Origin of the sequence: Allokutzneria oryzae, from assembly GCF_042429765.1 — a bacterium.
Taxonomy (GTDB): domain Bacteria; phylum Actinomycetota; class Actinomycetes; order Mycobacteriales; family Pseudonocardiaceae; genus Allokutzneria; species Allokutzneria oryzae.
In genome coordinates this window covers 447264-471693 of sequence record NZ_JBHLZU010000018.1, presented here as the reverse complement: position 1 = coordinate 471693, position 24430 = coordinate 447264, and the positions used below count along the sequence as shown (strand labels likewise).

Annotated in this window: 23 protein-coding genes; 17 read left to right on the top strand and 6 right to left on the bottom strand. The window is 70.8% G+C overall.

Going from position 1 to position 24430, the window contains the following annotated elements; genetic code table 11:
- The first annotated feature begins 1 nt into the window (after position 1).
- From ACFFQA_RS21395 to ACFFQA_RS21365, 7 genes are all read left to right on the top strand, one after another.
- On the top strand, positions 2-1819 hold the full coding sequence (locus tag ACFFQA_RS21395) for a sodium/solute symporter (RefSeq protein WP_377854907.1): 1818 nt from the start codon (positions 2-4) through the stop codon (positions 1817-1819).
- A 157-nt stretch (positions 1820-1976) separates the two neighbouring features.
- On the top strand, positions 1977-2327 hold the full coding sequence (locus ACFFQA_RS21390) for a DUF485 domain-containing protein (protein WP_377854904.1): 351 nt from the start codon (positions 1977-1979) through the stop codon (positions 2325-2327).
- Positions 2324-3955 (top strand): monocarboxylic acid transporter, encoded by a 1632-nt coding sequence (locus ACFFQA_RS21385; protein ID WP_377854902.1) that lies wholly within the window; start codon positions 2324-2326, stop codon positions 3953-3955. The genes ACFFQA_RS21390 and ACFFQA_RS21385 overlap by 4 nt, the downstream gene beginning before the upstream one ends.
- Before the next feature lie 114 nt (positions 3956-4069).
- The gene (locus tag ACFFQA_RS21380) at positions 4070-4597 is read left to right on the top strand and encodes a SigE family RNA polymerase sigma factor (protein ID WP_377854899.1); all 528 of its coding nucleotides are present in this window, start codon (positions 4070-4072) and stop codon (positions 4595-4597) included.
- Positions 4598-4610: 13 nt separating this feature from the next.
- Positions 4611-5480 carry a hypothetical protein gene (locus tag ACFFQA_RS21375; protein ID WP_377854897.1) on the top strand — a complete coding sequence of 290 codons (870 nt, stop codon included), beginning with the start codon at positions 4611-4613 and terminating at the stop codon, positions 5478-5480.
- A gap of 55 nt (positions 5481-5535) precedes the next feature.
- Entirely contained in the window at positions 5536-5862 is a 327-nt protein-coding gene (locus tag ACFFQA_RS21370; RefSeq protein WP_377855929.1) for a rhodanese-like domain-containing protein, read from the top strand.
- 5 nt (positions 5863-5867) lie between these two features.
- Positions 5868-6782: a DUF4328 domain-containing protein gene (locus ACFFQA_RS21365; protein ID WP_377854894.1), complete on the top strand. Its 915-nt coding sequence runs from the start codon at positions 5868-5870 to the stop codon at positions 6780-6782.
- Positions 6783-6798: 16 nt separating this feature from the next.
- Here the strand turns inward: ACFFQA_RS21365 and ACFFQA_RS21360 are convergent, their stop codons facing one another.
- The gene (locus ACFFQA_RS21360; protein WP_377854891.1) at positions 6799-8034 is read right to left on the bottom strand and encodes a cytochrome P450; all 1236 of its coding nucleotides are present in this window, start codon (positions 8032-8034) and stop codon (positions 6799-6801) included.
- A gap of 148 nt (positions 8035-8182) precedes the next feature.
- Between ACFFQA_RS21360 and ACFFQA_RS21355 the strand changes: the two genes are divergently transcribed.
- The 5 genes from ACFFQA_RS21355 (at position 8183) to ACFFQA_RS21335 (ending at position 12013) form a co-directional block, all read left to right on the top strand.
- The gene (locus tag ACFFQA_RS21355) at positions 8183-8953 is read left to right on the top strand and encodes a glycerophosphodiester phosphodiesterase (RefSeq protein WP_377854889.1); all 771 of its coding nucleotides are present in this window, start codon (positions 8183-8185) and stop codon (positions 8951-8953) included.
- A 20-nt stretch (positions 8954-8973) separates the two neighbouring features.
- The gene (locus ACFFQA_RS21350; protein ID WP_377854886.1) at positions 8974-9933 is read left to right on the top strand and encodes a DUF5926 family protein; all 960 of its coding nucleotides are present in this window, start codon (positions 8974-8976) and stop codon (positions 9931-9933) included.
- A 142-nt stretch (positions 9934-10075) separates the two neighbouring features.
- The gene (locus ACFFQA_RS21345; protein ID WP_377854883.1) at positions 10076-10777 is read left to right on the top strand and encodes a hypothetical protein; all 702 of its coding nucleotides are present in this window, start codon (positions 10076-10078) and stop codon (positions 10775-10777) included.
- Between the two features lie 82 nt (positions 10778-10859).
- A complete protein-coding gene (locus tag ACFFQA_RS21340) occupies positions 10860-11354 on the top strand; it encodes a SigE family RNA polymerase sigma factor (protein ID WP_377854880.1) in 495 nt (164 codons plus the stop codon).
- A complete protein-coding gene (locus ACFFQA_RS21335; RefSeq protein ID WP_377854877.1) occupies positions 11351-12013 on the top strand; it encodes a hypothetical protein in 663 nt (220 codons plus the stop codon). Before ACFFQA_RS21340 ends, ACFFQA_RS21335 begins: the two co-directional genes overlap by 4 nt.
- 54 nt (positions 12014-12067) lie before the next feature.
- On the opposite strand, the gene ACFFQA_RS21330 is transcribed toward ACFFQA_RS21335, so the two are convergent.
- Complete coding sequence (locus ACFFQA_RS21330) at positions 12068-12616, bottom strand: ferritin (RefSeq protein ID WP_377854874.1); 549 nt, start codon at positions 12614-12616, stop codon at positions 12068-12070.
- 269 nt (positions 12617-12885) lie between these two features.
- On the opposite strand from ACFFQA_RS21330, the gene ACFFQA_RS21325 reads away from it, so the two are divergent.
- Both ACFFQA_RS21325 and ACFFQA_RS21320 read left to right on the top strand, forming a co-directional pair.
- Positions 12886-13689 (top strand): hypothetical protein, encoded by an 804-nt coding sequence (locus ACFFQA_RS21325; RefSeq protein ID WP_377854871.1) that lies wholly within the window; start codon positions 12886-12888, stop codon positions 13687-13689.
- A 158-nt stretch (positions 13690-13847) separates the two neighbouring features.
- Positions 13848-16781: a beta strand repeat-containing protein gene (locus tag ACFFQA_RS21320; protein ID WP_377854868.1), complete on the top strand. Its 2934-nt coding sequence runs from the start codon at positions 13848-13850 to the stop codon at positions 16779-16781.
- Between the two features lie 153 nt (positions 16782-16934).
- On the opposite strand, the gene arcA is transcribed toward ACFFQA_RS21320, so the two are convergent.
- Positions 16935-18182, bottom strand: coding sequence for an arginine deiminase (gene arcA, locus ACFFQA_RS21315; RefSeq protein ID WP_377854866.1), 1248 nt, complete (start codon positions 18180-18182; stop codon positions 16935-16937).
- Positions 18183-18368: 186 nt separating this feature from the next.
- Between arcA and ACFFQA_RS21310 the strand changes: the two genes are divergently transcribed.
- Complete coding sequence (locus ACFFQA_RS21310) at positions 18369-19202, top strand: glutamate ABC transporter substrate-binding protein (RefSeq protein WP_377854863.1); 834 nt, start codon at positions 18369-18371, stop codon at positions 19200-19202.
- A 161-nt stretch (positions 19203-19363) separates the two neighbouring features.
- Positions 19364-20341: an SDR family NAD(P)-dependent oxidoreductase gene (locus ACFFQA_RS21305; RefSeq protein WP_377854860.1), complete on the top strand. Its 978-nt coding sequence runs from the start codon at positions 19364-19366 to the stop codon at positions 20339-20341.
- Positions 20342-20428: 87 nt separating this feature from the next.
- On the opposite strand, the gene ACFFQA_RS21300 is transcribed toward ACFFQA_RS21305, so the two are convergent.
- From ACFFQA_RS21300 to ACFFQA_RS21290, 3 genes are read right to left on the bottom strand one after another with little or no spacing between them, the layout of a single operon-like run.
- The gene (locus ACFFQA_RS21300; RefSeq protein ID WP_377854858.1) at positions 20429-21241 is read right to left on the bottom strand and encodes a CPBP family intramembrane glutamic endopeptidase; all 813 of its coding nucleotides are present in this window, start codon (positions 21239-21241) and stop codon (positions 20429-20431) included.
- Positions 21242-21267: 26 nt separating this feature from the next.
- Complete coding sequence (locus ACFFQA_RS21295; protein WP_377854855.1) at positions 21268-22389, bottom strand: hypothetical protein; 1122 nt, start codon at positions 22387-22389, stop codon at positions 21268-21270.
- A gap of 51 nt (positions 22390-22440) precedes the next feature.
- Positions 22441-23193 carry a DUF2470 domain-containing protein gene (locus ACFFQA_RS21290; protein ID WP_377855926.1) on the bottom strand — a complete coding sequence of 251 codons (753 nt, stop codon included), beginning with the start codon at positions 23191-23193 and terminating at the stop codon, positions 22441-22443.
- A 143-nt stretch (positions 23194-23336) separates the two neighbouring features.
- Here ACFFQA_RS21290 and ACFFQA_RS21285 point away from each other — a divergent pair, with 143 nt between their 5' ends.
- Positions 23337-24428, top strand: coding sequence for a hypothetical protein (locus ACFFQA_RS21285; protein ID WP_377854853.1), 1092 nt, complete (start codon positions 23337-23339; stop codon positions 24426-24428).
- The last annotated feature ends 2 nt before the right edge of the window (positions 24429-24430 follow it).

Below are 24430 nucleotides of genomic sequence, written 5' to 3'. Positions count from 1 at the left end.
GATGGTGGAGAACGACTGGGCGCTCGGCGGTGTCATCCTCGCCGTGCTGCTCACCATCGGCGTCGGGATCTACGGCGGCCGACGCTCCCGCACCACCCCCGACTTCCTGGTCGCGTCGCGGGCGATCCGGCCGCACGCCAACGCCGCGGCCATCGCGGGCGAGTACCTCTCCGCCGCCTCGTTCCTCGGCGTCGCCGGGCTCGTGTTCACCAAGGGCGCGACCGGCCTCTGGTACCCCTTCGGCTACGCGGGCGGCTACCTGGCGCTGCTGCTGTTCGTCGCGGCCCCGCTGCGCCGGTCCGGCGCCTACACCGTGCCGGACTTCGCCGAGGCCCGCCTCGGCTCCGTCGCGCTGCGCAGGCTGTGCACCGCGGTGGTCGTGCTGCTCGGCTGGTGGTACCTGGTGCCTCAGTTCCAGAGCGCCGGGCTGACCCTGTCCACCTTCACCGGGGTGCCCGCCTGGATGGGCGCGCTCGCGGTCGCGGTCACCGTCACGATCAACGTGGTCGGCGGCGGCATGCGCTCGATCACCCTGGTCCAGGCGTTCCAGTACTACCTGAAGCTGTTCGCGATCGCGTTCCCCGCGTTCCTGCTGTTCTTCGTCTTCCTCCAGGACAGCCGCACCGAGTACCGCTCGCTGTCCGAACCGCTGCCGCCCGCCTTCGTCAAGGAGACCAGGGTCGAGGTGAAGACCCCGGTCCGGCTCCAGGTCACCCAGACCGTGGTGCTGCGGGCGAAGGGCGTGATCGACAACGCGCCCGTCGACGGCGCCGTGCACTGGGCGGCGGGCACCACCAGGTCGGTCGGTGAGAAGACCGAGCTGCTCTTCCCCGCGGGGGCCCCGGTGCCCACGGTCACCACGGCCGCGGCGGACAACGCCAGCTGGCTCCGGCCGATGTCCGGCGGCTGGCCGTCGGTGCTGGAGATCTGGTCGCTGATGTTCGCGACCTTCTTCGGCACGATGGGCCTGCCGCACGTGCTCGTCCGCTTCTACACCAACCCGGACGGCTCGTCGGCCCGCACGACGACGCTGTACGTGCTGGTGCTGGTCGGCGGCTTCTACCTGTTCACGCTGATCTTCGCGGGGCTGTCCCGGCTGTACGTGCCGGAGCTGCTCGTGACCGGCCAGGACAACGCCGCGGTGCTGCTGCTGCCCACGGCCATGCTGGACAACTGGTTCGGGCAGCTGCTCGCCGCGCTGACCGCGGCAGGGGCCTTCGCCGCGTTCCTGTCCACCTCCTCCGGCCTGCTGGTCAGCGTCGCCGGAGTGCTGTCGACCGACGTTCTCCCCGGCAGGGTCAAGGACTTCCGGCTGGCGACCCTGTTCTCCTCGGCGGTGCCGATCTTCTGCGCGCTGCTGTTCCCCAACCTCGGCGCCGCCCAGGCCGTCGGGCTCGCGCTCTGCCTCGCCGCGTCCACCTTCTGCCCGCTGCTGATCCTGGGCATCTGGTACCGGGGGCTGACCCCGTTCGGCGCGGCCATGGGCATCCTCACCGGCGGCGGCCTGGTGATGGCCGCGACCGCGTACACCCTGCTCACCACGTCCACCAGCGGGTGGGTCAACTCGCTCGTCGCGCAGCCCGGGATGATCACCGTGCCGGTGTCGTTCCTGGCGATGTGGTTCTTCAGCAAGCTGACGCCGAAGAGCGTTCCCAAGGACGTCTCGCAGGTGATGCTGCGGATGCACGCGCCCGACCGGCTCGGCTTCACCAAGGACCGCGACGTGCAGCGCTTCGGCGAACAGGCGTCCACCGGACGGACCCCCGAGATGGCTCCGGTCGCCCGCCCCGGCTGGGCCGCGCGCCGACGCGGCAAATAGAGCGCGTTCGCCCTGTTCACGGCCCTATTGACGGCCGCGCGGCCGGGATCTGCGCGTGGATCGATTCACCAATCCCAACGATTGGGCAAGTCCCGTTCTTATGTGAAACAAATCTCGGTTACCGTCCCCGCAGCATCCCCGCGACCTGGGAGGTTCCGTGAGTTCCACCGAGCGGTCTGCGAGTGGTGGTGGCCAAGACCAGGAGGTCTGGACCGCCATGCAGGCCAGCCCCGAGTTCGGCGACCTGCGTCGCCGGCTGCGCAGGTTCGTCTTCCCGATGACCGCGCTGTTCCTCGGCTGGTACCTGCTCTACGTGATCCTGGCGGACTACGCCCACGGCTTCATGAGCATCAAGCTCGTCGGGAACATCAACGTCGGCCTGGTGCTCGGCCTGCTCCAGTTCGTCTCGACGTTCCTCATCACCACGCTGTACGTGCGGCACGCCAACCGGAACCTCGACCCCACGGCCGAGGAGCTCCGCAGGCGGATCGAAGGGGAGGACAGGTGAACCTCGCGCAGACCGTCGCCGGGTCCCCGCTGCTGAACATCAGCATCTTCGCGGGATTCGTCGTGATCACCCTGGTCGTGGTGTTCCGGGCAAGCAAGAACACCAAGTCCGCCGCCGACTACTACGCGGCGGGCCGGGCCTTCACCGGTCCGCAGAACGGCATCGCCATCGCGGGCGACTACCTCTCCGCGGCGTCGTTCCTCGGCATCGCGGGCGCCATCGCGCTCAACGGCTACGACGGCTTCATGTACTCCATCGGCTTCCTGGTGGCGTGGCTGGTGGCGTTGCTGCTGGTCGCGGAGCTGCTGCGGAACACGGGCAAGTACACGATGGCCGACGTGCTCAGCTTCCGGATGCGGCAGCGCCCGGTCCGCACCGCCGCGGCGATCTCCACCCTCGCGGTGTCCTTCTTCTACCTGCTCGCGCAGATGGCGGGCGCGGGCGGCCTGATCGCGCTGCTGCTCGGTGTCACCGACAGCTGGGCGCAGGCGGGCGTGATCGCGGTCGTGGGCGTCCTGATGATCGTCTACGTGCTGATCGGCGGCATGAAGGGCACCACGTGGGTGCAGATCATCAAGGCGGTGCTGCTGATCACCGGCGCCGCCGTGATGACGCTGTGGGTGCTCGCGCAGTACGGGGTGAACCTGTCCTCGCTGCTCGGTGCGGCCGTGGAGAACAGCCCCAAGGTCGGTGAGAAGCTGCTCAACCCCGGACTGCAGTACGGCAAGACCGGGCTGACCCAGCTGGACTTCCTCTCCCTCGGCCTCGCGCTGGTGCTCGGCACCGCGGGCCTGCCGCACATCCTGATGCGCTTCTACACCGTGCCCACGGCCAAGGAGGCCCGCCGCTCGGTGGTCTGGGCGATCTGGCTGATCGGCATCTTCTACCTGTTCACCCTCGTCCTCGGCTACGGCGCGGCGGCCATCGTCGGCCCCGACGCGATCAAGAAGGCGCCGGGTGGCGCGAACTCGGCCGCTCCGCTGCTGGCCTACGAGCTCGGCGGGACGCTGCTGCTCGGCCTGATCGCCGCGGTCGCCTTCGCCACGATCCTCGCGGTCGTGGCGGGCCTGACGATCACGGCGGCGGCGTCCTTCGCGCACGACATCTACGCCAACGTGATCAAGAAGGGTGTTGTCGAGGACAAGGACGCCGAGGTCAGGGTCGCCCGCAGGACGGCGGTGGTCATCGGTGTCCTGTCCATCCTCGGCGGCATCCTCGCCAACGGGCAGAACATCGCCTTCCTGGTCGCGCTGGCCTTCGCCGTCGCGGCCTCGGCGAACCTGCCGACGATCCTGTACTCGCTGTTCTGGAAGCGCTTCAACACCGCCGGCGCGCTGTGGAGCATCTACGGCGGCCTGACGGTCACCGTGGTGCTGATCGTGTTCTCGCCGGTGGTCTCCGGCAAGCCGGTCGACCCGGCGACCGGCAAGAGCGCGTCCATGCTGCAGGGCGTTGACTTCCACTGGTTCCCGCTGGACAACCCGGGCCTGGTGTCGATCCCGCTGTCCTTCCTGCTCGGCTACCTCGGCACGGTGCTGAGCAAGGAGAAGGCGGACGCGGCCAAGTACGCGGAGATGGAGGTGCGCGCGCTCACCGGCGCGGGCGCCGAGAAGGCCATCGACCACTAGCCCCACCCCGGCCGGCCCCGTCAGGACGACGTCCCGGCGGGGCCGGTCCGCGCGTGCAACCCCGCGGCCCGCCACCGCGTATTACCCGAGGACGGACGGCGGAGGAGGAGCGGGTTGACGCGGCGCGACGACGAGTTCGCCGAGTTCTTCTCGGCGAGGTTCGACTTCGCCAGACGCATCGCGTTCGCGCTGTGCGGCAACTGGAACGAGGCCGAGGAGCTTGCCCAGAACGCCTTCGTCAAGGTCTACGCCCACTGGCGCCGGGTTCGGTCCGAAACAGCCGACGCCTACCTGCGAACCGTGCTGACCAGGACTTTCCTCGACACCAAGCGGAGAGGCAAGGCACGGGAAGAGCCAACCGAGTCACCGCCGGACCGCCCGGTGGTTCAGGACACCGGCGCGATCGAGGACCGGCCCGCGCTGCTCGCCGCGTTGCAGAAGGTGCCGCCACGCCAACGTGCGGTCATCGTGCTCCGATTCATCCAGGATCTGTCCGTTGAGCAGGTTGCGGACGTGCTCGGCTGTACGACGGGCACCGTCAAGAGCCAGACATCACGGGGACTGCACGCCCTCCGCGAGGCGTACGGTCCCGGCGACGGAGAAACACCTGCGTTGCGTCCGGCGACGCAGGCGGGCTGTTGAGGAGGTGATCGACATGTGGGATGACGAGAAGGACCTGCGTGCGGCGCTGCACCGCGTTGTCGACGTCTCGGCTCCGCCGCCGGCCACGCGGGTGGAGGAGGTGATCCGCAGAGGCCGCAGACGCGTGCTGATCACCAGGATCGGCACCGTCGCCAGCGCGATCGTCGCGGTTGTCGGTATCGGGGTCGGTGCCGCCGCCCTCGGCAACATCGGCCTCGGCGCCGACGGCGAACGCCTGCCGCCCGCGGGACCGGCCATCTCGACCTCGCCACTGCCGTCCGTGCCCCGCGAGGGCTGGGTGGTGCACCAGCCGATCTACACGACCACCACCAAGGAAGTTCCCGGCATCGGCTCCGTCCCCGACAAGTCCACGACCTGCACGCCGATCACCCTGCCCGTCGCGAGCGGGCGCGAGGTGCTGCCGGAGGAGAAGTACCTGCCGGTCTTCCTGGACACGCTCCGCAAGAGCTTCCCAGGGGAGTCGGTGCAGACGCTGTCCAAGACCTGGGTCAACGTCAACCGGGGTCTCGCCGACGTCGCCGTCTACAGCAAGGACAAGAAGACCCAGCGCACCTTCTCGCTCTCCGCGGGCCGCTACGGCGGCACGCTGGAGCAGGCCGCCGAGTACTACGCGACCGCCAACGGCCGTTCCTGCCCGCCGAAGATGCACTGGCTGCACCTGCCCAACGGGGCGATCGTGCAGGCCACCGACGAGGGCATCCAGTCGTTCACGCCCTCCGGGCGCTGGTACCGGATCACCGGCTACGAGATGGAGCTCGACTTCCGGACCCGTTCCTCCCCGGACGGGCTGCGGAAGAGCACCACTCCGCTGCCGGAGAACGTGGTCATCGACATCGTGACCCAGCTGGCCGCGCTGGGATAGCCCGGTTCACCGCGGCCCAACGCGGTGGCATGGCAGCATCTTCCGCGTGAACCCCATGCAGGTGCCCACTGTGGACGCGGCCGATGTCGCCGCCGACGTGAAGCTGCTCGACGTCCGCGAGCACGACGAGTGGAACGCCGGGCACGCCCCCGGCGCGCTGCACATCCCGCTCGGTGAGCTCGCCGAACGTCTCGCCGAGCTGCCGGCCGACGGTGAGCTGCACGTGATCTGCCGCGCCGGCGGCCGTTCCGCGCGCGCGGTGGCCTTCCTCAACCAGAACGGCTGGGACGCGATCAACGTCGCCGGGGGCATGCAGAGCTGGCACGCCGCGGGCAAGCCCATCGAGGCCAGCGACGCCGGCGCCGAGCCCGAGGTGATCTGAGCACCATGCGGCCGGGGCCTCCGATGCCGATGGCGCGTCCCATGGCGGTGGACTGGGTGGCCAGTCCACCCGTCCCCGTGCGGCCGTACCGGCAGCGCGGACAGCAGCCCCGCTACACCGGCCCGCCGTCCTACCCCGCGCCGCCCAGGTGGGGGCTGCCGGCACTGCCCTGGCGCTGGCAGGTCTCCGTGCCGGGCACGGCGCCGAAGGCCGGCCTCGCCGAGCGGATGCGCATCCTCTCCGGAACCGCGATCACGCTGCTGTGGGTCGCGGCCTTCGCCTGCGGCCTCGCTGCCGTCGCGGAGTTGTGGCGCTACGTCATGTTGCTGATCAGCCGCTCCGCCGTGCTCTCCTACGGCTGGCTGAAGGCCTCCGACGCCTTGGTGATCACCGCGGGCGTGCTCGCGCCGATCACCTCGGCCGTCGCCGCCGTCGTCGCGGTGCTGTGGCTGCTGCGCGCCCGGCAGGCCGCGGCCGAGGCGACCGGCCTCGCTCCGGCCCGCCCGGACTGGCAGGTGCTGGTCGGCCTGCTGCCCGGACCGAACCTGAGCGTGCCCGGCTCCACCCTGACCGAGCTGGAGCACGCCGCGCTCGGCGAGCCCGCCCACCGCAGGCCACGCCCGTCGAAGCTGCTGACGGCCTGGTGGATCACCTGGGTGGCCGGTCTGCTGCTGGCCGCGATCACGCTGCTGTGGGGCCTGCGCTCCGGGGTGCAGGCGCAGGCGGACGGCGTGGCGCTGCGCATCCTCACCGATGCGGTCGCGGTCGCCGTCGCGGTGCTCAGCATCAAGGTGATCGTGAGCATCACCGCCCTGCTCTCCCCGCTGGAGGACGCGTCACTGCACCGCATGCTCGTGGTGCGCGTCGACGGCGCTCCGACCCCGCAACGCCGCACCCGCACTCCGGACCACCGCCGCTGACGGAGTCCTTCGGGACTCAGGCGGTGGTGACCGGGAGGGCGCTGAGTCCGCGGATCACGAACTCGCCGCGCCGGAGCGCTTCGCCCGCCAGCTCCAGCTCCGGGAGCCTCGTCGTCAGCGCCTCCAGCGCGGCGACCACCTCGATCCGGGCCAGCGGGGCGCCGAGGCAGTAGTGGATGCCCATGCCGAAGCCCAGGTGCGGGTTGGGGGAGCGGCTCACATCCAGGCGGTCCGGCTCGGTGAAGACCAGCGGGTCCCGTGCGGCCGCGCCCAGCAGCGCCGCGACGCGGTCACCCGGCTGGAACACGTGACCGGCGATCTCCACCTCTTCGGTCGCGGTCCGCTCGAACAGCTGCAGGGGCGAGTCGAAGCGGATCAGCTCCTCCGCCGCGGTGTCCAGCAGTCCTGGGTCGGCGACCAGGCGGTCCCACTGGTCGCGGTGGCTCATCAGGGCGAGCACCCCGTTGCCGACCACGTTGACCGTGGCCTCGTGGCCCGCCATCAGCAGCAGCACCGCCGTGGCGACCAGCTCGTCCTCGGTGAGCCGCTCCCCGTCGGAGTCCGTCACCGCGACCAGGTCGCTGACCAGGTCGTCGCCCGCGCGACGGCGCCGCAGGGCGATCAGGTCGCGGAGGTAGGCGACGAACTCCGCCGCCGCGCGCTCGGCGAGGTCGCGCTGGTCGAGCGGCAGGCCGTACTCGTACATCTTCACGATCGCGTTCGACCACGGCTGGAGCAGGCCGCGGTCGGAGTCGGGCACCCCGAGCAGCTCCGCGATCACCTGGACCGGCAGCGGCGCGGCCACGTGCGCGAGCAGGTCGGCCGCCCCGTCCGAGTGGATGGCCCCCGCCAGGTCGCCGACCAGGTCGTCAGCCAGTCGGCGGACCCACGGCCGGAGCCGCTCCACGTGGCCGCGGCCGAAGGCCGCCGAGATCAGCTTGCGCAGCCTGCCGTGCGTCGGCGGCTCGTTCTCCAGCAGCGAGTTGCGGTGCAGCAGGTTGAACGCGCTGAACCGGTCGGCGGGCAGCGCGTCCGCCCAGATCCGGCCGAGCGAGCGGTGCCGCAGCAGCGCGGAGCAGGCCGCGTGCGAGACCGCGACGGTCATGCCGAGTCCGCCGTGCCAGTGCAGCTCACCGCGGGTGCGCAAGGCCGCGAACGTCGGGTACGGGTTGAGGATGAACCGCTCGTCCCTCGGATCGAACGGCAGTTCGTCCGCCCCTGCCGACCAGTCGCGTGAATAAGCCTGGCTCATGATTACTCACGGTAAGTCGCGAAGGTTGCGATAGTCCAACGGTGCGGTACCTATGGGTGAGTGCCGTGGTCTTTCCCGGCGCGTTCCGTGCGGCCGACCGTCTCGCGGCCGGGCGGAGCACCGCCGAGGGCCTGGCACCATCGGAGACGTGCCCCCCGAGATCGTCGCCCACCGAGGAGCGTCGGCCCACCGCGCCGAGCACACCCTCGCCGCCTACGAGCTGGCCATCCAGCAGGGCGCTGACGCGTTGGAGTGCGATGTCCGCCTGACCAGGGACGGACACCTGGTGTGCGTGCACGACCGGCTGCTGGACCGCACCTCCGACGGGACCGGCCCGGTCAGCACCCGCACGCTCGCCGAGCTGGCCGAGCTGGACTTCGGCAGCTGGTACGGCGCCGGCCCCGAGGTCGGCGTGCTGACCCTGGACGCGCTGCTCGCACTCGTCGCCGACCACGAGCGGAGGATCCGGCTGTTCGTCGAGACCAAGCACCCGATCCGCTACGGCGGGCTGGTGGAACGCGAGCTGGTGCGGCTGCTCGCCCGCTACGGCAGGGCCGCCCCGCTCAGCCTTGACGAGGCGTCGGTGATCACCATGTCGTTCTCCTCGGCGGCGATGCGCCGGGTGAAGCGGCTGGCGCCCGCGGTGCCGACGGTGCTGCTGACCGCCGGTCCGCCGAGGAAGCTGCCGCCGTGGGCGGACATCCTCGGCCCAGGGGTGCGTCGCCTGCGCGCCGACCCCGGCTTCGTCGAGCGGGCGGCCAAGCGGGGGCGCCCCACCTACTGCTGGACCGTCAACGAGCCCGAGGACGTGCGGCTGTGCGCTGAGCTCGGCGTGCGGTACCTCGCGACGGACTCCCCAGCGGCCACCCGGTCGCTGTTGTCCGGGCCCGGGTCTACTACGGTCGCGAACCTGAACTGAGTCGAGGTCTAGGAGGACCGGTGGCCAAGCGCGCAGCGGCCAAGCGCAAGGGTCGCGGAAGCGACGCCGTGGAGGGCGCGGTCAACGCCCGTCAGCCGTGCCCCTGTGGCTCCGGCAAGCGCTACAAGTCGTGTCACGGCTCGTCCTACGGGCCGGCCGACGTGATCATCACCCGGCCGTTCGACGGCCTTGCCGCGGAGGGCGAGCTGATCGCCCTGCGGGAGTTCGTGCCGTCGGCGACCGCGCCGCTGCCGCTGAAGGAACAGGGCGAGCGCGCGGTCACGCTGGCGACGGTGCTGCCGATGGCCGCGGCCGCGCTGGTCCGCAGCGACGGCGAGGCGTTCGTCGGCATGCAGGTGCAGACCCGCTCCGGCGACATCAGCTCCGACCTGGGCCGCTCGATCCGCTGGGCGCTGACCGCGAAGCCGGGCGACGTGCTCACGGTCGCGGCTGACGCGGGCGAGGCGGTCCGGCTGCAGGACGTGCTGGCCGCCGACGCGCAGCTGGACGTCACCGTGCACGGCGACTTCTCGTGGTGGATCCCGGGCGACGACGAGCCCACCGGCGAGGTCGCGATGTCCCTCCAGCGGGCCAACGAGGCGATCATGCCGACCGAGCGGGTCACCGCCGACGGCGTGACCGCCGCCTACTGGGTGGACGCCGGCGACAAGGCGCACATCCGCTGGGTGCGCCCGGAGCCGGAGGAGAAGCTGCTCGCGGCCATGGCCCGCCTCTCGGCGCGCGGTGAGCTCGACCTCGGCGAGAACACCCGCTACGCCGGGTGCTTCCGCGCGCACGGCCTGCTCGTTCCGGTGTGGGACCTCGACAGGGAGATGCACGCCAAGGAGTGGGCGCAGCCCGTACTCGACCTCGGCAAGCGGCTGGACGCCGCGCTGTCCACTGTGGACAGCGAGCCGCTGACCGAGGCCGAGCGCCGCTCGCGTGACGGCCTGCGCGGCAGGCAGGTCACCCTGCGCTGATCGCCGCTGGCACCGTGCCGGACGTACTCGACGAGTACGTCCGGCATCTTTTTGGCATCCGAAGGCAACCTTTGCCGGACTCGCCGCGTGTTCCCCCTGTCGGCAGACCTCACGGACACCGGAAGGGAGGCGGAGCTGGGCCATGAACCTCGACGACGAGCTGCGCAGGCTGTTCGACGACGAGCGGGTGGAGCTCCGGGTCCGGCCCGGCGCTGAGCAGGCCGTCGTGCGGGGCGCCCGCAGGCGCCGCAACCGCAGGCGGGTGACAGCCGTCGGCGCCGCCGCCGTCGCCGTGGTGGCGGCACTGGCCGGTGGAACCGCGCTCAACGGCCTCGGCAAGGGCAGCTCGGCGCCGCCCGCGACCGGGGCGGTGGACGGTGCCCCGACCCCGGACGTCGCCGACTGGAGCGCCCTGCCGCCGGACGACGTGCTCGGCCCGCGCGGCCAGGGCAGGCTGCGCCTGGGCATGTCCGAGGCGGAGGCCGTCGCCACCGGGCTGATCAAGATCAACTCCAAGGCGGAGTCCAACCGGGGCTGCCGCGGCTACAACTACGTCAACGAGGTCATCCGGCACGGCTACTACTCCGTGCTGTTCTCGGAGAAGTACGGCCTGGTCCGGCTGGAGGCCAGGGACGGAGCGAAGACCCCGGAGGGGATCGGGGTGGGCTCGCCGGTCGGCGAGGTGAGCCGGCGCTACACCGACACCAGGTCGAGGCACGGCGCGGTCGGCGAGCGGATCACCGACGTCCCTGGCAACCCCGACGCCAACTACTGGCTGATCGTCCGCAACGACGTGCTGACCGAGGTCCGGCTGGAGCTGAAGGAACAGGACTGCTACCCCTGACTTCCTCCGGACTCGGGGCAACCGTTCCGGCCGCCGAAGCGTGTAACCGCTGACAGCGGGGTGGAGTTCAGGGGACGGAACGATGGAAGAGGACTTCGGCGAGTTCGTGCGGGTGTCGCTCCCCGGTTTTCTGCGGTACGGGCATGCGCTGACGGGGAACCCGCACGACGCCGCCGACCTCGTGCAGACAGTGCTGGAGAAGGTGGGTTCGCGGTGGCTCTCCCTGCTGCGCAAGGGAGTCGAGCCGCTGGCGTACGTGCGCAGGTCCATGGCCAACGCCCACGTGAGCCGCTGGCGGCGCACCCGCAGGGAGAACCTCGTCGCCGAGATGCCCGACGTCTCCACCTACGAGCAGCACGACCGGCTTGAGGACGAGCCGCTGTGGCAGGCGCTGCGGGCGCTGCCGCCGAAGCAGCGCGCGGTGATCGTGCTGCGGTACTACGAGGGGCTCTCCGAGGCCGAGATCGCCGAGTCCCTCGGGGTGACGAAGGGAACGGTGAAGAGCCAGACCAGCAAGGCGATGGCATCGCTGCGCCTGCGGCTGGGAACACTGGTCGAAGACGGGGGCGGCCGGTGAACCTCGACGACGAGCTGCGCCGGATGTTCCGCGACGAACGCCTCGACCTGAGGCCGTCCGCCGGCGCCGGACGGACCATCGTCACCGGGGCGCGGAAGCTGCGCAGACGACGCCGCGGTCTGGCCGTGGGCACCGGGGTCCTCGCCGCGGTGGCCGCGATGCTGGCCGGGATGTCCGTCTCGGGCTTCGGCGCGACCAGCCAGCAGCCGCCCGCCGCGACAACGCACGCCAGGCAGCAGCTGCCGACGGTGCTGGGGCCCAACAACTTCGGCCAGCTGCGCCTGGGCATGACCCGTGAGCAGGCGCACGAGACCGGGATGCTGGACGGCCGTGTACTGACCCCGTCCGCTGACGAGCCCTGCTCGACGCACGAGCTGGTGGACGCCAAGGGGGCGCGGTACGGCGAAGTGACGGTCTCGAACCGGCTCGGGCTCGTGCGGATCCGGCCGGAGAACACGCCGCGCACTCCCGAAGGCATCCGGGCGGGCTCGACGACGACGCAGGCGATGGCCGCCTACCCCGTTCTGGTTCCCCCGAACGGGGAAGGGACGGCCGGCGTCCCCGTGCCGGGGAACAGCCGCGCGAACTACACGGTCACCTTCGCCCACTCGAAGGTGCTCCGCGTCGAGCTCGGGTTCAAGGACGACGACTGCGGCTGAACGACAACGCCCGGTCGGTCCACTGTGGACTGACCGGGCGTTGTGCGCGCGGTGCTAGACGGCGCCGCCCGCCGCAGGGGGAGCGGTCGGGTCGTCGCCCTCGTCTCCGACGTTCTCCCGCACGAGGAAGTCCTCGATGTGGAAGAGGTTGTCCCCGGCGCGGTCGACGATCGTGAGCAGCGTCGTCATCGAGGAGACCTCCTCGACCTGCTCCTTGAGGAACCACTGCATGAACTGCTCGCCGAGGTAGTCGCCCTCGTCGCGGGCGGCCCTGGCCAGCGCGGTGATCTCCTCGGTGACCCGGCGTTCCTGGCTCAGCGCCAGCTCCACCGGCTCCCGCACGGTGCTGAAGTCGTTGCGGACCTCGTCGATGCCGGGGATCGCCACCCGCAGGCCGTTGTCCAGCAGGAACTGCACGATCATCATGGCGTGGTTGCGCTCTTCGAGCGCCTGCCGGTAGAAGTGCGCGGCCATCCTGGGCAGGTCCTGCGCGTCCAGCCAGACCGCGACGGCGATGTACTGCTGTGAGGCTGTGAACTCGTTGCGCACCTGCGCCCGCAGCAACTCGTGGAACTTGGTGGTGGTGGTGGTGTTCGGGGACATGCGAAGGACGCTACTCCGGGAACGGCGCACGCACCGCCGCTGAGCTGGCGCGATGGGAAGAACCGGGGGTTCCTTTCACATTACCGTCGGTAACCCTTCCTTGTGCTTACTCCCCGTATAGGGAAGGGTTCCAGTTAACTCGATGAGGCGACCTTGACTCTCCGAGGTTTACCTAGATCCATTTCTGTGGCACCTTCTCTCGTGTCGGAACGAAGTTGCATGGAGAACTGATCCGACACCCCCCAATCTTCTTTCGAAGGGCGAAATCCTTGTTCGGGAACCAGACGCGACGAGTGGGCGAAGGCGGCCGTGTCCGCCGGCTGCTCACCCGCTCCGCGCTGGTCCTCGGCGGGATCGCGGCCGGTTGGCTGCTCACCGCGGGCACCGCGAGTGCCCAGGCAGAGCCCGTCAACGCCGCCTTCGACCCGGTGCGCCAGATCGTCAGCGCCGTCGAAGAGACCGCCACCCCGGTCGTGGAGCACGTGACCACCCCGGTGGTCGAGGTCGGCAAGGCCGTCGAGGGCACCGTGCACGGGGTCGTGCACCAGGTGCTCGGCGCGCTCACCGGCCGCGAGATCGAGCCGCCCCGGCAGCCCGCGCCCCTGGTCACCGGCCTCGCCGGACTGGTGGGCATCGGCGCTCCCACGTCGGCCGCTCCTGAGGGTTCCGCCCGCTCCTTCGCCGTACCGGGAGAGAACTCCCTGGTCGGCGGCCCGTCCACCGAGGAGAACGCCCCGGTGGGCACCCCCGTGACCCCGGCGTCGCCCAAGCGCGCGCCGGTCGGCGTCCAGCAGCCCGCTGCGATGCCCAACGCGGCTGATGCCGCGCACTCCGGACCGCGTCCTGGCGACCCGGTCCGCTTCCCTGGTTCGCCCGCACCGAGGCTCGCGATCATCGCCGCCTCGAACTCCAGCGCCTCCTCCGAGGACACCTGGGCGGACCAGCTGCCGAGCCACGCGGTGGGCTTCGACGCCCCCGGCGTGCGTGTGGTGAGCGAGCTGTCCATCAGCGCCGATGCGCTGGCGCGGATGGCCGGCGGCACCCACCGGCAGCCCGGCACCACTCCTGACTGAATCCCCACACGGCGAGCCGTCTGACGCTGTCTGCCAACAGCGTTGAAGACCGCTCGCCGTGTTGCGTTGACCCACTTCCAGGTCCCAGGCGACCGCGATCGCACTGCCATGCGGCGGCGCCTGTTTTCTTCCCGCGAGGGACTACGAAAGGAACAATAATGAACACCTGGGCGAAGCGTGGAATTCGCGCCGCGATTGTCACCGGCGGAATGTTCATGCTAGGTGCCGGGATCGCTCAGGCCCACGAGGCCGACAGCAACCCCGATCGCCCCATCAACACGGTCGACGGCACGATCACCGTCAAGGTGAACGTCGACGGCAACGCCATCGGCGCGCCGCTCGGGCTGACCCAGGTCGACCTGCCCTCGGTCAAGCGGGACATCTCGGTCAACCCCACCGCGATCGTCGAGGGTCTGGTCGGCCAGGAGGGCGCCAAGGTCCTGCGCGGCAACAAGGTCCAGCCCCAGGTCGTCGTCCCGGTCAACGTGACCGGCAACGCGATCGCCGTGCTCGGCGGCAAGGCCGAGGTCGAGAACACCTCCAGCACCACGGTGTCCAACGGCGGTGGCGTGACCGCTGACGGCTCCGAGACCCCGGTCGGTGGCAACGTCGTGGCCCCGCAGGTCGCGCTCCCGGTCGACATCTCCGGCAACGCGATCGCCGCAGTCGCCGGCCGCGCCGAGTCGCACAGCACCTCCGAGGTGGAGGCCACCACCGGTGGCGACATCACCACCTCCGGCGAGGAGGGCCCGCTGGCGGGCAACGTGGTCTCGCCGCAGGCGGCCCTGCCCGTGCAGGTGACCGGCAACGCGATCGCCGCGGTGCTCTCCGGCGCGGAGACCAACTCCGAGTCGAAGATCGGCGCGACCTCCGGTGGCGACATCACCACCACCGGTGAGGACGGCGCCGCCGCCGGCAACATCGTCGGCCCCGCCGTCGCGCTGCCCGTCGAGCTGAACGGCAACGCGCTGGGCGCCATCGCCAGCCTGCCCGACTCGAACTCCGCGACCCAGGTGTGCGCCGAGGCCGGTGGCGACCGCACCAGCACCGGTGAGGACGCCATCGTCGCCGGCAACGTCGTCGCGCCGTACCTGGCCGGGCCGGTCGTCGCCTCCGGCAACGGTGGTGGCGTTCTGGTCAACGCCGACGCCGACAACGCCTCCGAGACCTGGGCCGACGCCACTGGCGCCGTGCGCACCAACGGCGAGGAGGGTGTCCTCAACGGCAACCTGGTCTCCCCGGCGGGCGCCCTGCCCGTCGAGCTCGCAGGCAACGCGGTCGGCGCAGTGTCCAATGTGGACGCCGCTGACGCGCAGGTGATCGACTCCAAGGCCGGCGGTGACCGGATCACCAACGGCGACAACGGTCTCATCTCCGGCACCAACGCCGCTCCGAACGTCACCGGCCCGGTCGGCGGTTTCGGTAACGTCGCCGGTGTGTTGATCAACGGTGACGCCCAGGAAGACAACACCGTCGACGCGGGCGCTGGTGGCTACACCGGCAGCCGCGGCTTCGGCGCCCTCGTCGGCGGCAACGTGCTCCAGCCCTCGGTGGCCTCGCTGCCCCAGGTCTTCGGTGGTGCCGGTGGCGTGCTCTCCAACGTCGAGACGCACGTGACCAACGACCGCACCAGCCACAGCGGTGGCGGCACCAACGCCGACGACGACGCCGGCGTGGCCTCCGGCAACGCGGTCGCCCCGACCGTCGCCGGTCCGTTCGACGTCTTCGCTGTCTCCGGTGGCGTGCTCTCGCACACCGACTCCACGGTGGAGAACGCCAGCGACGTGGCCGCCGGTGGCGAGGTCAAGGCGTTCGGCAAGGACGGCGTGCTCGCGGGCAACGTCGTGCACCCGGCCATCGCCCGCCCGACCCAGGTCTTCGGCATCGCGGGCGGCATCGGCACGCACGCCGACGCCGTTGCCTCCAACGAGGTCGCCTCGGTCTCCGGTGGCGACACCATCACCGGTGGCGACGAGGGCGCGCTGACCGGCAACACCGTCGTGCCGTCGCTGTCCGGCGCGACCCAGCTGTTCGGCCTCGCGGGCGGCGTCGCCAGCAACGCCGACACCGTCGCCAGCAACCTGACCGACACCAAGGCCGGTGGCGACCACACCACCACCGGTGCCGACGGCGCCGTCGCGGGCAACATCGTCGACCCGTCGCTGGCCCCGCCGGTCCAGGTCTTCGGCAACGCCGCGGGTGTCGCGTCCAAGCTCGACGCCGAGGCCGCCAACGCCATCACCTCGCTCTCCGGTGGCACCAACTCCACTGACGGCAGCAACGGCGCCGTCGCCGGCAACGTGGCGTGGGTGCCGCTGGCCGGTGCGGTCCAGGCGTTCGGCAACGCCCCGGGCGTCGCCAGCAACAACTCCGCCGCCGCCACCAACGACGTGATCTCCGAGACCGGCGCGCTGACCAGCACCGACGGCACCGGCGGCGCGCTCGCCGGCAACGTGGTGAACCCGGCGCTCGGCCCGGTGGTCCAGGGCTTCGGCAACGCCGTCGCCGTCGCCGCGGTCAACGACGCGCTCGGCTCGAACGTCACCTCGGTCAACGCCGGTGGCGACAGCGAGACCGCCGGTGACAACGGCGCGGTCGCGGGCAACGTCGTGCACCTGCCGCTCGGCCCGGTCGGCCAGGTCTTCGGCAACGCGGTCGGTGCCCCCGCGGGCAACGCCACCGGTGTCGCGGACAGCACGCTGGACTCGGTCGTCGGCGGTTCCACCACCACCAGCGGCCACGGCCTGTCCGGTGTCGACGCGGTCGTCCCGGTCGGCGCGGGTGTGCAGATCTTCGACATCCCCGTCCGCGTGCTGGGCCAGGCGCTGACCAGCGCCGACCACACCACCTCGGTCGTCGTTGGCGAGGAGGCCGCGCAGGCGCTGCTGCCGGTCACCGACCCGGGTCTGCTGGCCGCCACCGAGCTGCCCTCGCTGCCCTTCGGTGCCCAGCCGCGTGCCGCCACCGGCGCGCTGCCGCTGCCCGCCGAGCTGGTCCAGCTGCCGAAGCTGCCCACGCTGCCGAAGCTGCCGGTCGGCGGCCAGGCCCCCGCGCTTGGCATGATCGACATGCTGTCCATGTTCAAGGGCTGAGCTTGAAGATCTGATCGGGACGCCCGCCCCATCGTGGGTGCAACCAGGGGCGGGCGTTCCCCGCGGTGTTTCTCCCTCACGGTCACTTGCAAGCAGGCGGGCCCGGGACGTCATCGACGTCCCGGGCCCGCTTTCCGTTGTGCCGCAAGGGAACTACGTCAGGGGCTCGCGCAGCATGGGGCAGGACATGCAGCGCGGACCACCACGGCCGGACCCCAGCTCGGAGCCGGAGATCCGCAGCACCTCGATGCCCGCGTGCTCCAGGCGCTCGTTGGTCTCCACGTTGCGCTCGTAGGCGACCACCACGCCCGGCGCCACCGCCAGGGTGTTGTTGCCGTCGTCCCACTGCTCCCGCTCCGCGGTGATCGAGTCGAGGCCGGTGTCGATCACCCGCAGCCGCGCTATGCCCATGGCCTCCGCCGCCGCCTCCAGGAACGGCTCCGGCCCGGTGACCTGGACGCCGTCCGAGCCGTCCGGGCGGATCGAGTACGCCGACAACGTGTCGCGCACCGCCGGGTACATCACCACCGCGTCCCGGTCGACCATCGTGCACACCGTGTCCAGGTGCATGGTCGCCCGCTCCTGCGCGATCGGCACCGCCAGCACCGTGTGCACCAGGCCGTCGGCGAACACCGACCGCGCGAAGGACTCCGCGCCCGCCGGGGTGGTGCGCTCGCCGACGCCCACCGCGAGCACGCCGGGCGAGAGCAGCAGCACGTCACCGCCCTCCAACGGCGCCGAGTGCGCGCCGTAAGCGCGGCCGCTGTGGCTGAACCTCGGGTGGTAGGCGTAGATCAGGTCCGTCAGCGCCGTCTCCCGCCGCCGCGCGGGCAGGGCCAGCGAGGTGATCGCCACCCGGTCACCGACCCACACCGACGAGTCCCTGGTGAACAACAGGTTCGGCAGCGGGTCCACGGCGAAGTCGTTCGGGTGGTGCATCCGGCGCACCAACGAGGCGCCCTCGGCCGAGGGCAGCTCCTCGAAGGTCATGCCCGACATCAGCACCGAGGCCAGCGTCCGCGCGTCCACACCGGACAGGTGCGAGCGCAGCGCGTCGGCGAGGTCGAGCCCGAGGCGCCGCTCGTCCACGGCGGAGTGCACACCCGCGGCGCGGGCTCTGCCATCGGCGAGCGCCTCCCCGAGCAGGTCGGCGAGCAGCAGCACCTCGACGCCGCGGGAGGCGAGGGTTTCGGCGAAGGCGTCGTGCTCGGTCTGGGCGCGGTCCACCCACGGGATGCCGTCGAAGAGCAGCTGGTCGTTGTTGCGTGGAGTGAGGCGCTTGAGCTCGTCACCCGGCCGGTGCAGCAGGACGGTCCGCAGCGGACCGACCTCGCTGTCGACGCCGAGCACCGGTCCGGCCCCGGGCGTTGGCTCTGCTGTCGCGCTGGAAGGAGCTGTCACGCCGCGGAGACTAACCGGATCGCCGGTCCAGGCGGAGGGGACAAGTCGGGAATCACTCGGCCCCCGGCACCCCGTTCATTCGAAAAGACTCCAAGTGCGACATTCATCCGTTCGGGTAGGGTCCGACCAGTGCGGGCAGTGTCGCCCGTGCGAGGGAACGTGCAACCTGGCGGAGGGTCGGCACAGATGCGTCAGTTCCGTGCGCTGTCGGTCGCCGTGACCGCGGTGGCCGCGATGGCGGTCGCAGGCTGCGGCATGTTCGCCTCGTCCGAGCAGCCACCGCCGCCCAACGGCCCCAAGCTCACCGTCGGCATCAAGTTCGACCAGCCGGGCGTTGGCCTGCGGTCGCCGTCGGGCACCTTCCACGGGCTCGACGTCGAGGTGGCCCGCTACGTGGCCAAGGAGCTCGGCGTCGACCCGCGCAACATCACCTTCGTCGAGGCCCGCTCCGGGGACCGCGAGGCCATGCTGGAGCAGGGCAAGGTCGACATGATCGCGGCAAGCTACTCGATCACCGACGCGCGCAAGCAGAAGGTCGACTTCGCAGGCCCGTACTTCGTCGCGGGGCAGTCCCTGCTGGTCCGCAGGACCAACGGCGACATCACCGGGCCGGAGTCGCTGGACTACAGCGACTGGAAGCTGTGCTCGGTGACCGGCTCCACCCCGGCGCAGAAGGTCAAGGACTCCTACGCGCGCAACGTGACCCTGGAGGAGTTCTCCTCCTACAGCGAGTGCCTGACCGCGCTGGACATGGGCGAGATCGACGCGCTGACCACCGACGACGTGATCCTCGCCGGGTACGCCGCGCAGCAGCCGGAGAAGTTCAAGCTGGTCGGAAAGCCGTTCTCCACCGAGCGCTACGGGGTGGGCGTCCGCAAGGGCGACGAACGCCGCGCGAAGATCACCGAGGCATTGCGCAAGATGATCTCCGACGGCAGCTGGAAACGGATCGTCGACGACAGCGTCGGAAAATCCGGATACAAGATTCCTGAACCCCCGAAGGTTGACGAGAACCCCTGACGTCGGGTCCGCCCCCATTTCCTCCGCGCCGCTTCCTGCGGGTTCGGCCACCTCGCCAGATGTACTCCGGGTCAACCCAGGGTTGGACTACTCTCCGACTCGAGCGTGAAAGTAACCCTCGTACGGGTGAACGAAGGGGTTTCGCGGCTACTCTTCGATACATGGGCGGCAAGGGCGTTCTTGATCGCAACGTCGTGGTCGTGACCGGGGCCGGTCGTGGCCTCGGCCGGGCGATCGCGCTGGAATGCGCAAGGGAGGGCGCCGACGTCCTGGTCGCGGACTCCGTCGCCGCCGCAGGTCAGGGCGTTGTCGACGAGATCAGGGCCGAAGGCCGCCGGGCCGAGCTGGTGCTCGGCGACGTCTCCGACTCGCGGGTCGCCGACCGGCTGGTGCGGGTGGCGACGGACCGTTTCGGCAGCCTGGACGCGCTGGTGAACAACACCGACGACCTCCGCGTCGGCAACGGCCCCAGGGTGGCCGACACCGAGTGGGACGAGGTGGTCAGGGGCCACGTCAGCGGCAGCTCGGAACCGTCGAGGGCCGTCTGCGGGTACTGGAGGGAAAACCGCAGGCCAGGCCGGATGGTGCACACCACGTCGGCGCTCGGTTTCGGCGGCAGGGACGGCTACCTCGGCTACGGCGCGGCCAAGCTCGCGCTGAGCTCGCTCTCGGCCATCGTCTCGATGGAAATGGCACCTTTCGGCGTCACCAGTAATGTCATCGCTCCGGTGGCCAGAACCCGAAACTTTGCCGCGTTGACCCGATCCGGTGAAGGATCGTCGGCCAAAGCGGCCTCCGGCCGTGACTTCGAACTTTTTACCCTCGACAACGGCGCCGCTCTGGTGGCATTCTTGGTCTCGGAAGCAGCCGCTTACATCAGCGGCAAGGTGTTTGGCGTCCAGGAAAGCAATGTCGAGATCTACCAGTCCTGTGTGGCGGCCGCTGAAATCACGGCCGACTCCTCTCGGTGGAGCGCTGGCGAACTCGTCGGGCGAATTGATGAACTGTTCTTCGCGACAGGCATTCACCCGGGTGCCGAATACCGGACGGAAAGAATGCGTTACTACGACGTATTGGGACTTCCCTCGCCAAGTGGTCTGGCTCCGCCCAGTCAGACCACTCAAAGCCGGCCGGGCTAGCTGCCTGCCCTGTCGGCTTCCGGCGGGCGGAGCGGTTACTCCTTGCCCCCCACCCAAGAGACCGCTCCGCCCGCCGTATACCTCGGGTCACGGCAGCCAGGGGACGGCGCCTCTCAGCAGCGCGTAGCCGACGAAAGCCACCGTGTCGATCAGCGCGTGCGCGGCCACCAGCGCCCACAGCCGCTGGTGGCGCTGCCAGAACCGGCCGTAGACCAGGCCCATCACGATGTTGCCGACGAAACCGCCGAAGCCCTGGTAGAGGTGGTAGGAGCCGCGCAGCACCGACGACAGCAGCAGGGAGCGGTTCTCGCTCCAGCCGAGCTGGCGTAGCCGGGTGATCAGGTAGCCGACCACCAGCACCTCCTCGGCCCACGAGTTGCCGATCGCCGACAGGACCAGCACCGGCGCCCGCCACCACACGTCGTCCAGGGTGCTCGGCATGACCGTCAGGTTGAGCCCGACCGCCCGCATCACCAGGTAGAACGCCAGCCCGGGGACGCCGATCAGCGCGGCGAGGCCCAGGCCGGACGCGAGGTCCCCGCCGCGGCGCGTGCGGTCGAGGCCGATCGAGGACAGCCTGATCCCGGCGCGGTAGAGCAGGTAGGCCCCGAGCCCGCCCCATGCGACCAGCTGCACCACCCCGAGCAGCTGGTAGGCGAGGTCGATCAGGCTGAGCGCCGCGCGCGGCACGTTGATCGCGACGGACTGCTGGCTCAGCGGCTCCGGCCGCAGCAGCGAGCTGAGCAGCGACAGCAGGCTGCGCGCGCCGGAGAGACCGAAGGTGATCGAGAAGACCAGCAGGATCTCGACGCCGACGGCCCGCCGCCGCGCCGGGTCGGTGATCGTCTCGACGCCGTCCGGCCGGGCGGGCGCCAGCCAGGCGCGCAGGCGGTTGGTCACCAGCGCACGCTACCCACCCGAGGTGTTCAGCCGGTGTTCGATCCGGTGCGCAGCCGCACGTCACCGCTGGGGATCGCGCACGGCGCTCCACCGGCGTTGGTCAGCCCCTCCGGGCTCAGCGTCCACGCGGGCAGCGCGGCGGCTCCGGTGTAGTTCGTGCCGAGCCTGTTGTGGAAGAACCGGTTGTGGAACGACGAGCACTGCCTGTCGATCTTGTTATTGCGCGCACAAGCAAGATCGCAGAATTCGTCCTTGTAGTGAGCGAACCGCCCGGTGCGATCGAAGTTGTTGTGTTCGAAGGCGTTGTAGTTGCTCATGTTGCGGACCTTGATCGGATCGCCGCTGATCCACACGAACTTGTTCCTGGTGACCGTGTTCGACGAACTGAAATGCGTCACGTAGGTCCCGTGGATGTATCCGCCGTCGGGCGCGGCGTTCTCCACGTGGTCGAAGGTGTTGTTCTCGATCCGGTTGCCGGAGGAGTTGGTCAGCACCACCGCGCCGTAGCCGTAGGCCGCGCCAGGGGCGTGTTTGTTGCCGAGGTTGCGCAGCACCATGCCGAACAGGGTGTTGCCGTTGAGCCCCTTGCTGCCGCGCATCCGCAGCGGCGGGTTCAGGCTCTCGTCGCTGACGTCGCGCTCCGAGTCGCCGAAGATCGAGATCGCGCCCGCCGCGTACTCCTCGATCTGCAGGTAGTAGAAGCGCAGGCCGCTGTCGCCGCCGTTGTGGAGCGGATCAGCCGAGTCCCTTGGCAGCCGCGGCTGGAGCCAGAAACCGTTGGGGTGCGAGGAGATGTTGCGGAACACCGGTCGCCCGCCCGGCGGCAGTCCCGCGCCCTGCGCGTAGTCGGCCGGCATGAACGAGATCGTGTGCCCGGGAATGTAGAAGCGCCAGTCGTGCATGGGCGCGGAGCGGTAGGTGCCCTGCTTGATCCGCACCTCGACGTCGGAGCTCGGCCGGTGCTGCCGCAGCACCTCCTGCACGCGGGTCAGCGTGCCGACGGGTGTCCTCGCGGTCAGGCCGTCGTTGCTCGCGGGCGCGCCCGGAGCCATGTGCACGGTGAAGACCGGGGCCGCCGCCTTCGCCGGGGTGACCGCCGTGAGCGGCAGGGCGAGTGCGATGGCGGCCGCGAGCAGGGGACGGCGCATGCCGACAGCGTCTAAGAAAGTCGTTTACCGAACAAGGGTCAATCAGGGGAATCAGTGACCGTGAACCTGGGCGAGGAACGGGCAGCCCACCAGGCGGCGCAGCTCGGCGGCCAGTTGGCGCGAATCGCACACCGGCCGGGAGAACGCCAGCCGCACGTCGTGGTCCCCGGTGGGCGACTCCACTCGCAGCCGCAGGCCGTAGCGGTCAAGGCCGAGCGGCCGCACGTGCCCGCCGCGCAGGTCCTCCGGCAGGTGCCTTGCCAGCAGGTCGACCACGTCGCCGTGCGAGGACTCCAGGTGCCGCAGCCAGTTCGTCTCCATCAGGCAGAACGGGTCCGGCCTGGCGTCGGCGAACTCGGCGGGCTCCACCGACGCGGTGCCCTCGGCGTCGGCGAGCACCAGCGATGCCGGGACCAGCCGCAGCATCACCGCGCCGTGCCCGACGTCGAGCAGCCGGTGGTCGGGTCGCCGCTCGGCCACCGCGAGCGCCTCGGCCCGCGACTCCGCCGGGTCCAGCGCCTGCAGCCAGCCGGTCAGCCAGAGCAGGCCCCGGACCGGTTCCCGCAACCGGACCGGGGCCGAGTCGGTGATCTCCAGCATCGCGGTGAGCTCGCCGCGCGGCGCCTGCCACGCCGCGCCGACCAGCTCGTGGTGCGCGGGCATCAGCAGCGCGGTCGTGCCGTCCGCGTGCACGTGGTGCAGCAGCGGCTCGACCCTGGCGGGGTCGCTCACGCCGACCGGCATCAGCGCGGCCGCCCCGCCCCGCGTCGCCATGGTCCGCGCCCGCTCCGCCGGGGCCGGCATCGGGGCCTTCGTTGTCTCGACGTCCACCGCTCACCTCCAACTTAGGTGAGCCTAACCTGTGTTCGGGATAGGGGGAAGGGCCCCGTTCAGGGGTGCTGATTCAGGGGCTCACTTCCGGCGCTCCTGCCGCCACCATGGGGGGCGTGCACCCCAGCCAGGCCGCAGCGCAGTCCGTCCCGGTCCCGCCGACCGACCGTCCAGCAGCTGAGACACCCCACCTGCGGATGGCGATCCGGCTGATGAAGCGGCAGCTGCTGAGCTGGTGGCTGCTGCTCGCCGTGCTTGTCGGCCTCGCCACCTGGGCCAGCCTCGCCGACGTCTCCGGCTTCCTCCAGGTCGTGGTGTGGCTCGGCGTCAGCCTGTTCGCCGCCGTGGTCGCCGACCTGCTGCTGATGCTGGAGGGCTGGACCCGCGCGACCGGCAGGCTGCTGCCGAACAGCACCTGGCGCCCGGCGACCGCCGAGCTGGAGCAGGCGGGCCGAAACTCGCTGATGATGACCGTGACCGAGAAGGACGGCGACGCCTTCCGGCTGCGCACCCTCGGCATGCCCACCCTCCACCGCGAGGTCATCGCGCGCACCAGGAACGTGTGGGTGGTCGGTCCCGACCGCAACGGCTGGGCGGTGCTGGTGACCCCCGGCCTGCACTCGCCGCTGGGCGGGCGGCTGGAGAAGGGCAAGAGCCGCCCCGCGCACCCGGTCCTGCCGGAGGCCCCGATCACCGGGCCGGACGCCCCCGCCGCCGACGACTTCGTGGTCGCCAGTCAGGCCAAGAACAAGGCAGGTGCCGCGGGGCGCGGCTACGCGTCGGCGGGAGCGGTCGTCGCGCTCGGCGTGGTCGCGCTGGTCGTCGCCCTGCTCCTCGGTGAACCGCTGGTCGGCGCCGCCGTCCTGGTGGCATGCGTTGCCGGAGCGGTCCCGCTGTTCCTCTCCGCCCGCGCGCTCGCGGTGTGGAAGCCGCTGCCGGAGCTGCTGGCGGCGGGCACGTGGACGCGGCTGCCCGCGACCTTCGACGAGGGGTGGCGGCCGAACTCGCGCGGTCACGCAGACGCCGAGGCCGCGGTGCGGCTGCCCTCCGGCGAGACGGTCGCGGTGAAGCTGCCCCAGGTCAGCTGCGACATCGTCGAGTACACCCGCGCCACCGGCACGATGTGGTTCGCCGGAATGCCCCAGCCCGGCTCGGCCAGCGCGGTCGGCGTGCCCGGCTACCCGCTGGTCGACGTCGCGAGACTGTGATC